Origin of the sequence: Eubacterium sp. AF34-35BH (assembly GCF_003477765.1) — a bacterium.
Lineage (GTDB): Bacteria > Bacillota > Clostridia > Lachnospirales > Lachnospiraceae > Eubacterium_G.
Window position 1 is genome coordinate 39,923 of the sequence record NZ_QUDZ01000009.1, and the last position, 15,266, is coordinate 55,188.

Sequence of the window (15,266 nt, forward strand, 5' to 3'; positions counted from 1 at the left end):
AAAACATAGATTGGCTTTTCCCTTTTTCAGTCAATGTTTTATTCACAAAGCTATGTGCTTTACTATATTCTATGAAACTTGTGGAGGAAATATAAATGAATTACAAAACACATGGGCAAATGTCTGAATCTATCCTAACTGCCGCGTTCCTTTCAATATCAGGCGGTTTACAGGATGCCTACACATATTTATTTAGAGGCAAAGTTTTTGCAAATGCCCAAACAGGTAACATTGTTCTTTTAAGTCAAAATATTATGGAAAGGAATTGGCACCTGGTAATTCATTATATGATTCCACTTGTTTCTTTTGCAATTGGGATTGTTGCAGCAGAAATTATTAGAACCAAGTTCCAACGAGTTCAGCAAATACATTGGCGCCAATTAGTTCTTATAATAGAAATTTTTCTACTGCTATTTGTTGGGTTCATACCTGAAAATCTCAATATGCTTGCTAACGCTGTAGTATCTTTTTCCTGTGCAATGCAGGTTCAAACATTCAGAAAAGTAAATGGCTATGCCTTCGCAAGTACAATGTGCATTGGCAATATCAGAAGCGGTATGGAATCTCTTTGCGTCTTTGGCAGAACCCGTGACAAACATATTCTATTTAAGTCACTTTGCTACTTTGCAATAATTGTTATGTTTGCATTTGGTGCAGGACTTGGTAGTGGATTAATTTCTACATTTAAATTTTACACAATCTGGTTTTCTTCCATCTTACTTTTTGTAAGTTTTCTGTTTATGTTTATTAAAGAAGAAACTTCCCCTAGAATGTAAATATATACTTAATTCCATAAGAAAATCCAACACTTTTAATTAATCAGTGTTGGATTTTTTATTTATCTTTTTTCACTTTGCTTATTTATATCACTGTGGTCTACGAGTTTTTAAATACGGAACTTTCTCCTGCCACTTTTTCGGGGGTATACAAGGCAGTTTCTTACATTTTTTCGGGGCACTTTCAACCAAAGCTCTACACTTTTTCGGGGCACTTTTGGGTAAGATTCTACACTTTTTCTGGGCATCTTAAAGCAAATCTCTACACTTTTTCCGACCAAATCTATTTATTCCAATGTAAACACTCCGTCTCTTCCTGCTATAATAGGTGTTTCGTAAAACTCTTTTACAGCCTTTAACATATACCATGTATCCTTTATTCCTGCTGTTTCATATGGTGAGTGCATTGCCAACTGAGCAAGCCCAATATCAACAGTGTTAATTGAAACGTGGCTGTTTGAAATATTTCCAAGAGTTGAACCGCCTGCTATGTCTGAACGATTTACATAAGTTTGAATTGGCACGTCAGCCTTTTCACATATTTCCTTAAACACCGCTGCCGAAATTCCATCAGTTGTATATTTCTGATTAGCATTGTATTTTATAACAATTCCCTGATTCATATAAGGTCTGTTTGTTGGATCTGCTTTTTCCATATAGTTAGGATGAATTCCATGGGCATTGTCTGCTGACAACATAAATGACTGGGCATAGGCTCTCATTAAATCTTCCTCATCCTTTCCAACGCACAAAGCAATTCTTGTAAGAACATCAGATAAAAATGTTGAATCGGCACCCTGTTTAGTAGTGCTACCTACTTCCTCATTATCAAAAATCGCACACACTGCCACGCTTTCTTCATTTACATCACTTCTGTTTATTAACGCACCCATACAGCTATAAGCACACATAACATCGTCAAGTCTTGGTGCAGAAATAAATTCATTATTTGCTCCCCAAACTGTTCCTTTTTCTCTGTTATACAAAAACAAATCACTGCTTATAATTGCCTGTTCATCTGTATTTATTGTCTCGGCAATAATACTGTTAAATACATCTTTGTTTTCGCCTTCACCTATAAGCGGTAGCATGTCCTTTTGTGGATTATATTTTACTCCGGTGTTTGCCTCCCTGTTCATGTGAATTGCAAGGTTCGGTATGGTACACAAATCTCTGTCCACATTAACAAGAATTGGTTTTAATGCTGCCCCCTCTTTTACAATCACACGACCAGCTACAGAAAGTGGTCTGTCAAACCATGGTGCCATAAGCATACCACCGTATTTTTCAACATTAAGGGACACATAATTATTGTCCTTTATTATTTCAGGATTTTCTTTTATTTTAAAAGCCGGTGCGTCGCTGTGAGCTGCAGCGATTTGGAAATTAGTAAAATCCAATTCTTCCGGCATACAAAAAGCTATAATTGATGAGCCATTTCTTGTAACGTAGTATTTATTTCCTGAAAAAAGTTTCCACTTGTCTTTCTCATTCAGCTTAATAAAGCCTGCATCATCCAGAATTTTTGAAAAATTATCTACCACGTGAAAAGCACTTGGGCTTTTTTCTATAAACTTCATAAGGTTATTTGCTATATCAAAATATTCGTTATCCATTTTTGTTTCCTCCGTAAATTTTTGCATTATATATTTTCCTGCCCACATTTTTTAACTATTATTTTTATAATATTATATATTATATTGAAAGTTTTATAAACGATTGTATAATATTCTCATATTAACATTATAGTATTTATTTAAGCATATCAAAATGATTAATGCTTTAATATTTTTTTAAACAAGCAAAAAACATACGAGAGGAGGACGATGTAGAAAATACATCAGTAAATTTTATGTTTGCAGATTATCATGTACATTGTGAATACAGTGACGATTCAGTTTACCCTATGGAAACGGTTGTAAAAGATGCTATCCAAAAAGGCATAAATGAAATTTGCTTTACGGACCATGTAGATTATGGTGTTAGAGATGATTGGGATAGCGGAAAACCTATTATTTATAGAGACGGTAGTGCTATTGTCAACGTAAATTATCCATTATATGTAAAGCAAATTAGTGAATTGCAGAAAAAATATTCAAAAGATATTTCCATTAAGCTCGGCTTGGAATTCGGAATTCAAACTCACACTATTCCACAATATGAAGCTTTGTTTAAAAAATATCCTTTTGATTTTATTATTCTTTCCATTCATCAGGTTGAGGATAAAGAATTTTGGACGGGAGAATTTCAGGAAGGAAGAACTCAGCAGGAATATAATGAACGTTATTATGAGGAACTTCTTAACGTTGTAAAATCCTACAAAAACTATAGTGTCTTAGGGCATCCTGACCTTATTGTACGATATGATGAGCAGGGTGTTTATCCTTTCGAAAAAGTTAAACCTATTATTACGGAGATTATTAAAACCGTTATAGCAGACGGCAAAGGAATAGAATTCAACACTTCATATCATAGATACGGTTTAAAAAACACAACCCCTTCTATTGATATTTTGAAATTGTACAAAGAATTAGGGGGCGAAATTATTACTATTGGCAGTGACAGCCATAAACCTGAACATTTAGGTGCTTACATTGATGAAGCGAAAGGAATTCTAAAAGAGATTGGCTTCACAAGATTTTGTACTTTTGAAAAAATGAAGCCAATTTTCCATGAGTTATAATCATTTGTTATAATTTTATTAACAATACCCTCTTTACAGTTCGCTCATCGTACGATAAAGAGGGTATATTTATATGCCGAACATTTCCCTGCAAATTTTCTTCCCTGCTTCTGTTTTAAATATTTTATTATATGCTGTTTCCACCGCTTCCTTAGATGCTCCATCTTCATACAAATTAACTAAGAAATCAGACTCGACTAATATCTGGTAATCTAAACCGTCAATGTTATTGTATGTATGATGATGACCTATTAAATACTGCACTCTTTTAGAAATTTCTTCATTAACTCCTATTTTACCAAGCAGTTCTTTTGCCAATTCCGGACCTTCCTGCTCCTGAAGTTTTCCATTGCAGTTTCCATATTTTTCTTCACATGTATGTATACCTATGTCATGAGTCAAAGTTGCTGCATCAATTATGAAATAAGTTTCAGGGCTAACTTGTTCTAATTCTGCAATTAGCTTTCCATAGGCATTTACCTTAGTAAAATGATGTATACGTTTAGCATCTCCTTGATATAATTTAATCATTTCAATGTATAGTTTTCTAATTATTTCTTTTCTATTATTTTCATTATTTATGTTTTCGTTATTTATGTTCTCAGTTTCTATAATTTTGTTCATATACATATTATATCATTTTGTAAATTAGTCTTATTTCACTTACAAAACAAAGTCTCCTTTCATAAATTATCCTTATTTTAATCTTTTAATGTTATGTTGCATAATAAGATTTGAAACAATTCCATTGCACAGAAATATTTTAAATTTTAACTACCATATATTATAAATTAAATCTTCCATATATAAATATAAATGTTAAAATAGAGAAGATATTAAACTTTAATTTTGCAAATGAAATAAATTTGTGAGATAATTTGATAAATAAAATACAATAACATTAAGAAAGTGAATAGAAAATGGATATACTAATTACAATTATAGTTACTTTTTTTGCCGGCATGGGCGCCGGTCTTGGAACAGGATTTGCAGGCATGAGTGCTGCTGCAGTTATTAGTCCTATATTAATTACATTTCTTGGAATAGACCCTTATATAGCCGTTGGAATTGCTCTGTCATCAGATGTTCTAGCCAGTGCTATTTCAGCTTACACTTATGGGAAACATAAAAATCTCGATGTTCGAAATGGTCTTATAATGATGATAAGTGTTTTGCTTTTCACCGTTGTTGGTAGCTACATTTCAAGCTTAGTGCCTTCGACTACAATGGGAAATTTTTCAGTATTTATGACATTTCTTCTTGGAATTAAATTTATTGTCAAACCAGTTATGACTACTAAAGAGGCTATGGAAAATGTCCCTGCAAAGAAGCGTGCCGTTCAATCCTTAATTTGTGGAATTTTAATTGGATTTATTTGTGGTTTCATTGGTGCAGGAGGTGGCATGATGATGCTTCTTATTCTAACTTCTGTACTTGGTTATGAATTAAAAACAGCCGTTGGAACAAGTGTATTTATTATGAGTTTTACTGCCTTTACAGGAGCCATTTCTCATTTTACCATTGGCGGTATGCCTGATTTTACAGTATGGATTCTTTGTATTGTGTTCACATTGTTGTGGGCAAGAATTGCAGCTGTATTTGCTAATAAAGCAACACCTAAAACCTTAAATAGAGCTACCGGTATTATTCTTGTTATTCTTGGAATTATAGTTATGACTTTTTCAATATTTACATAATATTTCAATTCTCAATTGCCACATAGCTTGTATTGTTACAATTTCTGCAACTACTCTGTATGTTTGGTCATACTGATTCATTTCCTCAAGACGACATTCTAATGTAATAGGCAATTCATCAATAACAGGTGCATCTACTGTTTCACTTTTTACAAGTGTCCAACCTGTCTTTTCCATTTTGTCAGGTGTATCATTACCTGATACAATTGCTTCAACACAAAATGGAATGTTTGCTCCAACTGTTGGAAGTACAACCATCATTACAGGGAACGCAATCTGATATAAAGTGTAATTCAAGCTAAACAGATATTCTGAACAACTAAAGAATACAAAGAACAATACTGGCAAAAGGCTTGCAATTGGAACTGCATGACATACGGATGATACAATATTTCTGAGTTATTCTCTATACTCTACTATTTTATTCTGATTTTTTTTGTTTTAGACCAGGCAGAATATATTTTCTTAGTTTTTCCGTTAATTTTTACTTTTCTGTAAATTCTTGCCCTAACAAAATATTTCTTTTTGCTCTTTAGTCTTTTTATTGTAACTTTAGTTTTCGAAGCCTTAACATTTACTGTTTTGGCTTTTTTAAATTTTCCGTTTGTAGAATATTGTATTTGATAATAACCACCACTAACTGTAATCTTCTTAAACTTAATATTTATCTTCTTAGATACTTTTGTTATTTTTTTAATCACAGGTGCTTTGAGTTTTATTTTTTTAGTTGTTACCTGCGATGTTGTAGTTTGCTTTATTGTGATCTTTGTTTGTTGTGGTGTTGTAACGTTAGTTGGTGTTGTCTGTAAACCTGTTGTTTGCTGTGGTGTTGTTGTCTGTTGTGATGTTTCTATACTGGTTGAACCGTCTTCAGTTTTTGACGCCTCTGCTGTATTTCCGTAGTAACCCATATTTACTTTTCCACCATTAGGTGCAGGCTCGTTTGAGTAATCACTATTTTCATCCCCTGCATCTATACAAGGACTTGATACATCATCAACTACCCACTGTGAATTATACCATCTTCCTGCTTTTGACATTAGATGAAAATCACCATTTTTAGAATCAGCAAACAATGGATCTGTGAATATGCAACCTTCTCCATAACCATAAGTGTTTCCATTCCAAGAATCATTGTAAATACAAGAGTAAGTTATGCTTGATGTATCTATTTCATTATTAAAATCAAAACCTTTCTTATTTCCTGCTATTATGCAATTTTTTATAATTGGTAACTTTGTTAATCTGTTTTTCTTTGCAATGATTCCATAATTATTGTCTGCCATTGTTATATTTTCAAACACTACTTTATCAGCCGTTTCTTCTGAAACTTCTGCCTGTAGTGCCACACCCTCATAATCCTTATAATTGAAATTATGTATTTTACAATTTGATGCTTTAAAAATATTTCCCTTAGGAATTTTACTTCCATATGATGACACAAACATTCCTGTAAAAGAATCATTTTCTATTCCTTCTATGTCTACATTTTCTATTGAAACTCTTCCATAAATATAATCATAATAGCAATCAAAGCCTATATCTAATCCAGTAGACATATTTTTGAAAATACAATCTTTTACAGAAAAAACTAATGGTATTTCTCCATTTAAGCCTTCATCTGTGCTTTTACTAATTATGTTAGCATCTAATCCAACACCATCAAACTGACAATTTTCAAAGGTTGCCTTGCCTTCTAAATATTCTGAAGAAGAATTTTGCTGCAAGGAAATCTTGTCTGCCCCTGTATCTATTCCCCTGCTACTTCCTGAAACAAATTTTATAGGTTCTTCTTTTGTTCCTTTAGCCACTAATTCTCCATTGTAACTTGTTTCTAATGAACTAATCAGATGTGAGGTCCCCGGTTCAAATATTACTTTTGATTTAACGCCATTCTTATAGCCAGTGGTACATGCATAGTACCAATACTCTAATCCTTCCACCTTTCCTAAAGTACTTTCCTCTTTTATCATACTACCTTTAAGTTTAATTAATTTTCCGTAACTTGTAGGGTAATCACATTTATTTTCTTTATAGCTTCTGGTTTCTGGGTTCACATTTGCACCAAATCTGATACAAATCGGAGTACACTCATTTACCTTTCCCTTATCAGTAGATTGACTTCCATGAAATACATTACCTTCAAGCACATAGTCACATTGTCCTTCTAAATCCAGAGCACTCTTGGTTAGTGCTCCTCCTTCCATAGTATAAAATGTATTATTAATTACCTTGGCATTTCCGCCCCATATAACAGATGGATTATATGAGCCCGTTATATTATTTTCAAACACATTATTCTCAATTGTACATTTCAGATTTTCATTGTATAAATATTCATCATAGTAAGCTGAAACACAGGCCTCAATGCCCATTGAAAGTGATTTAAAGGTGGAATTTGACACCTTAATGTTTGCCTCAACTTTATTTCCATCATGGTCTCCATAATAGAGACCTGCCCCTATTTCACTAGGTTGTAGAATATCTCTATTAACTAACTCTGTACTATCAAATTTGCAATTATCAATTGTTAAATTAAATTTAGTTTTTTCTGTTCCATACGATACATCGATAAATCCTTCCGTAAAATCTCTAAACTGTGCACTACCGTTAATGAAATTACAATATTCAAATGTATCTGTAACTTCTCCACTATCAGGAAGTGTTATGTCGATTCCATTCCACCCTGCATGTGTACCAATATTTTTAAAAGTTATAGGTTCATCCTCTGTCCCTTTTGCTTCAATACTCCCATGTTCATCAACCCAGAAAATAGGATATGGTCTATATTTCACATCTGATTTTTCTACTCCATCAAGTCCACCTGTTCCTGTTCCAAACAATACTGTTGTTCCCGGTTCAATTATTAACTTGCACTTTACTGATGGAGCTACAACAGTGTTAACCGAACATATTACATAAGTTTTATCCTTTGTCCATCTCACTATACCTGTTCCATCTTCATCTTCAATATCACTTGATACAATAGTTAAATTCTTATATTTTGAAAGATCCACTGTTTTGCCTGTCTCTGTTTCAGCTGTCTCTTCTCCATATGTATCCGCTACTGGAAGCACCTGTGGCATTCCTCCCAATATTAAACTTAAACATATAATCCAACTAATAAATCTTTTCATAAGTCTCTCCTTTCCTTGCTTGAATCATGCAATCATTAACCTTTCCAAGCTATAAGATTTATGCTTGGAAATATAAATTCATAACCGCATATATGTTTCACTTTCATTCTCCCCAAAAAAGAAAGCACCATATATGAAATACTATTTCATATATGGTGCTTTCTAACAAGTTGACATTTGTCTCAACCTGCATTTATGCTAACATTCTGCCATCTAAATACGAACATCTTAAATAATCCGGATTACTATAATATACGTTAGAATTAAAATTCGAAATTTCATCACTAATAAAAGATGAGAATACCTCTTTAATAGTTTTTTCAATTTCTACATTTGAACTCACAGACACAATTAACATTTGATATACTCTTCCTCAAAATAATTAATTACATCTTTCCTATGATTCTTTGTTTTTCTTGAAATATATTCTATTAATGTACAAAAATAAAAAATGTCATCTTTCAACTCATTATCCATTAACTTTTTCACTCCTTTCAAAAAAGGAATGAACACTTTACTGTTTCATTCCTTTTTGCGTTTCTATGCTAGTAGTTCTCTTACCATTTTTGCATCAAATGTTACTGACTTAACATGATTTACTTCAATCTGATAAAGTGTATTTGCTGTAATATGTTCTGCTGCCTGCTCTAAATCTCTAATACCACTTGTATTTTTATAAATGTCTACAACAGCATCTATAGCCTCTGGTGTCATAATACATTCATCTTCTTTCAAACCAATTCTCTTTAATGTTTTTGGTAATGCAAATTTTGAGAAAATAATTTTCTTTTCTTCTGCTGTATAATCAGGTAATTCAATTACTGCAAATCTTGACATAAGTGGTGCACTAATCTGTGACTTATCGTTAGCTGTAGCAATTGGATAAACGCCCACTGTTGGAATCATACATTCCATATAGTTATCTGTAAAACCAAGATTATCAAGAAGTGTTAATAACACATCAGCCGGATTTCCTTTTCCGTTGCCTGATGTAGCCTTGTCTAATTCGTTAATAATAAATACCAGATTTGACTCCCCTGCTACTGAAAAAGCATCCATAATAATACCAGGTTTTGCATTTGTGTATATACGTGAACTTCCTGTTAATTGCTCTGGATCATTAATTGAACTCATATCTAAAGTTGTCCAAGGTAATTTCAAAATACGTGCTACTGCGTAAGCTATCTGAGATTTACCTGTTCCTGCAGGTCCTACTAAAAGTAGTCCATACGCCGGAAGTGTATGTGTTCTGTTAATCTGAATAATTGTCTCGATAATTCTCTGTTTAACTTTTTCCATTCCGTAAAGTTCTTCATCAAGAATTCTTCTTGCTTCATCAGGATCAATTGATTCGAAATAATTATTTTTCCATTGAACATTCATCATAATGGAAAGTGCTCTTTGAGCGTGATGTCTTTCTTCCTGTGAAACTTCATTAGAACGGGCTACTGCCAAATTTCTTCTCGCCCATAAACGAATATTATCAGGTAAAGTCTTTCCTGCACAATTCATAAAATCAGTAATGCTCTGAAGACTTGTCAGTTTCATGCTGTCTCCCTCTTCCTCCTGATCTTCATCTTCCACTTCTTCTGCAGGTGGATTGCTTGCTAATAGTCTTTCAATCATAAACTGAAGGAAGCCGTCCTCAGCAGAAAGCTTTGTTCCACCGCCAAATGCAATTTCGCGAATTTTATACACCGCATATCCTTCTTCCTGATTTTCACCTGACAATCTTACATTTATATGATTTTCACCAAGCCATTTAAGTAGGCTTACAAATCTTGAATCTATTTTCAAAATATCAGCGCTAACTGTTCCGTCCTCTTCATTAAATTCAAAAGAAGTTTTTTTGATAGGATTTGTGAACACACCACTGGAATGATGCTTCCACTGACGATTCTTATTATCCAAAAACATTATTGGATGTTCCTTTGAAGCTATGCTCTCACTTGAAGCAAACGTTGTGTATGTAACTTCACCTTTTTTATTTTCATCTGGTGTACTGTTAAAATCAAATACTGGCATACTTTTCTCCTTTATGCAAATACAAATTAATATTTATGTTTTTTATCCTTTGATATTTTAACATAATATTAGAAGTGCAACAATGTTATAAAACATAAAGTTAAAAAAGTTTATTTAACTACCACATGGCATTTAGCTACTTTTCCACCTATGTTGATATACACATCTGTTTGTCCAACTCCCACAGCCTGTATATCAACTAAATCTCCCATATCATTTATAATTTGTACAATTGATTTATCTGCAACTGTCCATTTTGTAGCGTAATATTCATACCACTTATTTGGTGTTACATTTTTTATGTATAGCGTATGAATTTCCGACTGATTCATAATAATGTTTGTCTCTGTTAATGATATACTACTGATTTTAGGTTTCTTAACTAAAACGCTACATTTTATTTTCTTTCCATGAACCTTTGCTATTACTTTCGCTCTACCTGTTTCGACTGCCTTGATTTTTCCTTTCTTTACTCTTACAACATCACTATCACTTGTAATCCATTTCACGTGATGCTTACAGCCCTTAATTTTAACCTTGCTACTTTGTCCAACTAATAATGATATATTACCTTTATTTAGTTTAGGATCTTCAACTGTGACTTTACATTGTTTTTTCTGACTTCCCACCTTCGCAATAATTGTGGTTTTTCCTGCCTTTTTTGCTGTAACCTTTCCACTATCTGAAACTTTAGCTACTGCAGTTTTAGTTGATATCCATTTTACCTTTGATGTTACATTTTTCACTTTTAATTTTCCTGTTTTTCCTTTAAGTAAAAACATTGTTTTTTTATTAATTTTTATTGGCTTAACTTTTACCTTTGTGACTTTTGTCACCGTCTTTTTATGTGTGCCTTTAGAACTATTTTCCGAAGGTGCTCCATTGGGAAAACATTTACTACATGGTGTTAATCCACTTGCTTTTGCCGCTGATAATGTTGAAGGCTGATAATTGCCTCTTCCACATGCATGTGTATGATATTTTGAACCTGTTGGTGTTACATATACTATAATATCCGCTTTAACTGATATAGATGTTCCGTAGGTTCCACCGCCTAACACCAAAGTAAAAATCATTATCCATGCCCAAAATTTAGTTTTAAAATTCCTACAATTTTTTTCCATAATGTTCTCTCCTTTTTTTGTTTATTTTTAACTGTGTCCTTACAATTAATTTTACTACCACAATTAATATGTTTCAACTTAAAACAAAGAATATAGCTTGCGACATTCTAAGCACCGAGTGCGTGCCCTCCCGCAATTATTTTCTTTTCTCACGAGTGTGCATCCCTAGTGGAACGTTTATTTATGTAATAAGAAATTACGGAGAATTTTCTTATTACATAATAAAAAGAAGTTTACCTTTGTTGTTCTTTCAGTTGGTGTTACTTTTGCGGGTACCTTTTTGTTGTATGCTTTTGAACCTGCTATATTGTATTCGCTTAAATTGTATGTTCCAACATTTCCTGTTTCTTCAGTTACAGTGAATTTTGCCTTGTCAAGAACACTGTCACCTGAGACAAATCAAGTTCACCACCATAATATTTGTTAAATGTATCAGGTGTTAAGTTAACGTATACTCTGGAAATACTAAAATTTCGTCGCCATCATTTTTAGCATCCTTAATGTATTTTTTATGTAATGGAAATTCAAACGAATCTTCCCATTACACAAAAAAGAGGACAACAACATCTTTTTGTAGACGTCCTTGTCCTCTTGCCTTTTGCTTAAATGGCATTTTATGTATAAACAGTTAAAATGTCAACGAATTGCTTTTCAATATTAACAATAAAAGGTAGGTTCCTGAATTTATTAATATTTCTGTTTTTTTAATAATGTTATTGCCTTACTATATATTGTCAACACATTATTAAATACCGTTACCTTTTCTGTAGTTTTATGTCTTACCATTTTAAATCGATTACTAACGCATCTGCTTTATCGTACTGTAAAAGTGTACTCTGGTCATTTACGTCATCATAGCAGAATCCATATGCGAATCCTAAAACTGAATGTCTATGGAAGAATCCTGCGTAGAAGTTGTTTACGCTGTTCTTGTAGTATTCACTTGGTTTGTAATACTTGTCAGGTTCGGTAGCAACACCTCTGTTAAATGCTGCACATAACTGAGCTTCAATTGCCTTCTCTGTGCCGTTACCTTTATCGAATGCACCTTTTCCTTCTAATACATCCTGTGTAGTCGGCTTATCAATTGTGTAAACTGTAGAATCATTTGCTTTTGTAAACTGCATCTGATTTCCTACTACTCTTCCTGTAAAGTTTCCTGCTTCTGTGCTAAACTGCAAAGTTTCCCTTGAATATTTATTCCAGAATTCATTTATATAGTTGTCAAAATAATTTCCATATTTTTCTCCAACGTTAAATTTAGACTTACATGGTGCCATGATTCTGTCATCTCTTACTAATGTTTTGAATGCTTCCGGAGCTTCATTCTTAAATGCATTAAAGATTTCGTCCCTTGTTCCAATGTCTCCTACAACCTTGTCGTAACCACCATATGTGGCACTTCCTACAAGACGTGTAATCATTGGGAAGCAGAAGTAATCAACTCTTGTTGTATTTCCCCAATAGAATTTGCCTTCTATTGTAAATTCTGCAAATTCAAACAAAGTGTTTGCATTTACATCGCCTGGATTGTTAAGATCCGGTCCCGCATATCCTGTTGTTCCTACAAATTTAAGGTAAACCGGTTTCCCATAACTGATATACATTCTTCCTGAGCGGATTGTCGGTGTATAAACATAATCTGCTTCTGCAAGTGTATGATAAATATTTGCATATTTGTCATTGCCTACCTGAACTGTATTAAGGCTCTCTGAAGCCGGAATCATATTTCCGTCTTTATCTAAATAGCAAAGCTGATTATTAGCGTTTTTTCCAACTATACACCAGTAAATCTCATTATCGCTGTACTTTCCATTTGTTTTATTATTAAGTTCTATTGCAATTCTGTCATTCTTCATAGGAACATTTTCCTTTAATTGTGGCTTAAGTTCTTCAGGACATGTCTCAGGTTCTGTTTCTCTTTCGCCTACTCCTGTAATGGCAATTGTTTCTTCTACCCTTACAGACTCTCTGTTTCCAACTACAGTTGCTACCGCTACTGTATGAGTTCCTTCTGTATATACAGGAAGTGTGAAACTGCCACATGACACACCTGTACGTCTTCTTTCACCATCTACATATACATTGTAGCAGTCTATATCCCCACGGCCCCATACTACTCGGAGATATCCTGTACCTGCTGCTTCAACCTTCATTCCAAATGGTTTTGCAATACTGCTATCTGTTGTAAAAGTAAGCCCTGTTGTTGGATTCTCTGATGATGGCTTAGTTGTTGTTGCAGGTTTTGTTGTTGTAGGCTGTGTTGTTGATGGTTTCGTTGGTTCAGAACTGTTTGTTGTTGTCTGGTTATCTCCACTTCCACCAAGGTCCACTTTAATATCTACACCTTGACTTTCTTTTCCATTAAGATATCCCTTAATAGTAATTACATGTTTTCCACCTGTAGCAAATACATGAGTAATTGCTGTAGGCTTTACGCCCTGTTCTCCTAAAACTCCATCATAGTATATGTTGAATGTCTGACCACTACTTATAATTTCGTTATCATTTCCCCAAACAAATTGTACCGATAAACCATCTATTCCTAAAATTGACTGTCCAAAAGCTTCTTTTGGTCCCGGCTTTCCATCGTCAACTGTTGTTGTAGTCTTAGCTGTGGTTGGTGCCTGTGTTGTCTGTACTGGTACTTTTGTTGTTACCGGTGCCTGTGTTGTCTGTACTGGTGCTTTTGTTGTTTCTACCTTTGTTGTCTGTACAGGTGCTTTTGTTGTTTCTACCTTTGTTGTCTGTACAGGTGCTTTTGTTGTTACCGGTGCCTGTGTTGTCTGTACTGGTGCTTTTGTTGTTACCGGTGCCTGTGTTGTCTGTACTGGTGCTTTTGTTGTTACCGGTGCCTGTGTTGTCTGCACTGGAGCTTTTGTTGTTGCAGGCACTGTTGGCTTTACAGTTGGTTTAGTAGTCTGTTTCTTTGCAACTACTTTAACCTTGCATTTTAATTTTTTCTTGCCGACTTTTGCAGTTACAACTGTTTTACCAGGTTTGATTCCCTTTATTTTTCCTTTTTTTGTAACTTTAACAATTTTCTTGTTTGCTGATTTCCACTTAACTTTTTTCTTAGCCTTATTCTTTTTAACTTTTAATTTTACTGTCTTTCCAACAGTAATTGTTACCTTTTTCTTGTTAAGTTTTGGACTTGCGGCTGATACATTAAACACTAATCCGTTTGCCATACTTAGTGTAAGAACAAGTGTTAATAGTATCGCCATAAATTTTGATTTTTTCATTCTCTCTAAATCCTTTCTTATTATTAAAGTTTATTGCTATGTAGTTTGACTATTTAACTTTGGTTAATTAATCTTAACTACTTTAACTTTACTCCATTTGCCGTAGCTTATAGTTCCCTTTGTCTTGCTAAAAGCTCTTGCCTTAATGTAATATTTCTTAACTACTTTGAGTTTTTTAATGTTAATTGTGTTAGTAAGTTTTTTAATAGTTTTTGTCACTGTTGTTTTTTTCTTAAATTTCTTTGACGTGGAAACTTTAACCTGATAGCCCTTTGCTCCTTTAATCTTTTTAAGCGTTAATTTAATCTTCTTAACATTCTTTTTCTTTGAAGCTTTGGCAATTTTAGTTTTTCCTAACTTAACCTTAGTTGAGTCAACCTTATTAGCTGTAGTTGTCTGCTGCACAGTTTCAGGTGCTTTTGTTGTTCCTAATGTTGTTGAAGTATTTGGTTGTTTTATTGTCGTCGTTACTTCCTGCTTGTTAGTTGTTGTCTGTTGTTTTGTTGTCGTTACTTCCTGTTTGCTAGTTGTTGTCTGTTGTTTTGTCGTCGTTACTTCCTGTTTGCTAGTTGTTGTCTG

11 protein-coding genes and 1 pseudogene are annotated in these 15,266 nt (G+C 33.5%); 3 read left to right on the plus strand and 9 right to left on the minus strand.

The features are described from left to right. Positions 1–95 precede the first annotated feature (95 nt). Positions 96–776: a YoaK family protein gene (locus DWZ69_RS10120; RefSeq protein ID WP_118000434.1), complete on the plus strand. Its 681-nt coding sequence runs from the start codon at positions 96–98 to the stop codon at positions 774–776. A gap of 287 nt (positions 777–1,063) precedes the next feature. Here the strand turns inward: DWZ69_RS10120 and DWZ69_RS10125 are convergent, their stop codons facing one another. Beyond that, the gene (locus DWZ69_RS10125) at positions 1,064–2,392 is read right to left on the minus strand and encodes a M18 family aminopeptidase (protein WP_118000486.1); all 1,329 of its coding nucleotides are present in this window, start codon (positions 2,390–2,392) and stop codon (positions 1,064–1,066) included. A gap of 236 nt (positions 2,393–2,628) precedes the next feature. Between DWZ69_RS10125 and DWZ69_RS10130 the strand changes: the two genes are divergently transcribed. Then, positions 2,629–3,459 (plus strand): histidinol-phosphatase HisJ family protein, encoded by an 831-nt coding sequence (locus DWZ69_RS10130; RefSeq protein WP_118000432.1) that lies wholly within the window; start codon positions 2,629–2,631, stop codon positions 3,457–3,459. A 69-nt stretch (positions 3,460–3,528) separates the two neighbouring features. On the opposite strand, the gene DWZ69_RS10135 is transcribed toward DWZ69_RS10130, so the two are convergent. Then, complete coding sequence (locus DWZ69_RS10135) at positions 3,529–4,083, minus strand: phosphohydrolase (RefSeq protein WP_347475136.1); 555 nt, start codon at positions 4,081–4,083, stop codon at positions 3,529–3,531. Positions 4,084–4,379: 296 nt separating this feature from the next. On the opposite strand from DWZ69_RS10135, the gene DWZ69_RS10140 reads away from it, so the two are divergent. Further along, positions 4,380–5,156: a sulfite exporter TauE/SafE family protein gene (locus DWZ69_RS10140; protein ID WP_118000430.1), complete on the plus strand. Its 777-nt coding sequence runs from the start codon at positions 4,380–4,382 to the stop codon at positions 5,154–5,156. On the opposite strand, the gene DWZ69_RS10145 is transcribed toward DWZ69_RS10140, so the two are convergent. The 7 genes and pseudogenes from DWZ69_RS10145 to DWZ69_RS12090 all read right to left on the minus strand — a co-directional run. After that, a complete protein-coding gene (locus tag DWZ69_RS10145; protein WP_118000428.1) occupies positions 5,142–5,453 on the minus strand; it encodes a hypothetical protein in 312 nt (103 codons plus the stop codon). The genes DWZ69_RS10140 and DWZ69_RS10145 overlap by 15 nt on opposite strands. A gap of 119 nt (positions 5,454–5,572) precedes the next feature. After that, the gene (locus DWZ69_RS10150; protein WP_118000426.1) at positions 5,573–8,293 is read right to left on the minus strand and encodes a hypothetical protein; all 2,721 of its coding nucleotides are present in this window, start codon (positions 8,291–8,293) and stop codon (positions 5,573–5,575) included. 193 nt (positions 8,294–8,486) lie between these two features. Next, on the minus strand, positions 8,487–8,651 hold the full coding sequence (locus DWZ69_RS12390) for a hypothetical protein (protein ID WP_347475135.1): 165 nt from the start codon (positions 8,649–8,651) through the stop codon (positions 8,487–8,489). Between the two features lie 182 nt (positions 8,652–8,833). After that, positions 8,834–10,318: an AAA family ATPase gene (locus tag DWZ69_RS10160; RefSeq protein ID WP_118000424.1), complete on the minus strand. Its 1,485-nt coding sequence runs from the start codon at positions 10,316–10,318 to the stop codon at positions 8,834–8,836. Between the two features lie 110 nt (positions 10,319–10,428). Next, complete coding sequence (locus DWZ69_RS10165) at positions 10,429–11,442, minus strand: Ig-like domain-containing protein (protein ID WP_118000422.1); 1,014 nt, start codon at positions 11,440–11,442, stop codon at positions 10,429–10,431. Between the two features lie 779 nt (positions 11,443–12,221). After that, positions 12,222–14,687: a beta-1,3-glucanase family protein gene (locus DWZ69_RS10170; RefSeq protein WP_118436929.1), complete on the minus strand. Its 2,466-nt coding sequence runs from the start codon at positions 14,685–14,687 to the stop codon at positions 12,222–12,224. Between the two features lie 63 nt (positions 14,688–14,750). Further along, positions 14,751–15,266: pseudogene (locus DWZ69_RS12090) on the minus strand (hypothetical protein); the annotation flags it as partial.